We start from the raw sequence: 1206 nt of genomic DNA on the forward strand, positions 1-1206 counted from the left end.
CGGCGGCAGCGGCGGCCCGGCCTCCGCCCCCGGCGCCGCGCAATCCGCGATGGCCGGCGCCTCCTCATAGGCGATGCGCAGCAGCGCCGCCGCCTCGGTCGCCTGCTCCAGCGTCTCCGCCACCACCAGCGCCACCTGCTGGCCGGCATGGCGGATGACGGGGTCGAGGGGGCGGTACTCCGTGGCCGTGGTGGGCTCCCCGGTCCAGGTGGCGGCGGGGCGCAGCGGCGGGGTGTTCTGCGGTGTCAGCACCAGCAGCACGCCGGGCGCCGCCTCCGCCGCGCCGGTGTCGACCTGGCGCACCCGCCCGGCGGCGATGGCGGCGGTGGCCAGCACGCCATGGACCAGCCCCTCCACCTCCTGGTCCAGCGCGTAGCGCGCCTGGCCGCGGATCTTCGCCGCGCCGTCGATGCGCGGCGGGCGGCCGCCGATGCCATCTCCGGCATCGCCATGCCGGGTCATGCCCTGCGGCGTCATGCGGCTTCTCCCTGCAGCAGCTGCTCGATGGCGCGGTGCACCAGGCGCGGCGCCAGCGCCAGCTTGTGGCGGTTGTCCGCGCGCGGCGCGGCGCCGCGCATGGCCAGCGCGCTGGCCTCGCGCAGCAGCGCCGGCGTCGGGATTTCGCCGATCAGCGCCGCCTCCACCGCGCGCAGCCGCCAGGGGATGGTGGCGACGCCGCCAAGGGCCAGGCGCAGCGCGGCGATGCGGCCATCGGCGCCGAGCGCCAGCCCGGCCGCGACGCTGACGCTGGCGAATTCGTAGGAGGCGCGGTCGCGCAGCTTCAGATAGGTGGAGCGGCGCGCGGCGGCGCTGTCGGGGATGCAGAGGGCGGTGATGACCTCGCCCGGTTCGAGGGCGAATTCGCGCTGCGGCGTGTCGCCCGGCAGCAGGAAGAAATCGGCCACCGGCATCCAGCGCGTGCCGGTCTCGACCACCGCGTCGAAGGCGGCCAGCGCCACGGCGAAATCGCCCGGATAGGTGGCGATGCAGGCCGCGCTGCCGCCGAGCAGGGCGTGGTTGTGGGTGGCCCCGTCAAGCGCGGCGCAGCCGCTGCCGGGGCTGCGCTTGTTGCACGCCGCGAAATTCGCCGGGTCGCGGTAATAGGCGCAGCGGGTCTTCTGCAGCAGGTTGCCGCCCAGCGTCGCCATGTTGCGGATCTGGGCGGAGGCGGAGAGCGCCAGCGCCTCGGCCGCCGCCGGGCAGGCG

General features: G+C 76.1%; 1 protein-coding gene and 1 pseudogene. Both read right to left on the reverse strand.

Going from position 1 to position 1206, the window contains the following annotated elements:
* A pseudogene (locus tag HMPREF0731_RS19980) lies at positions 1-477 on the reverse strand (xanthine dehydrogenase family protein molybdopterin-binding subunit); the annotation flags it as partial.
* On the reverse strand, positions 474-1206 hold a 733-nt coding region (locus tag HMPREF0731_RS19985; protein ID WP_007006029.1), incomplete at its 5' end, for an FAD binding domain-containing protein. The pseudogene HMPREF0731_RS19980 and the gene HMPREF0731_RS19985, both read right to left, overlap by 4 nt.

The sequence above is a fragment of the Pseudoroseomonas cervicalis ATCC 49957 genome, assembly GCF_000164635.1.
GTDB lineage: Bacteria > Pseudomonadota > Alphaproteobacteria > Acetobacterales > Acetobacteraceae > Pseudoroseomonas > Pseudoroseomonas cervicalis.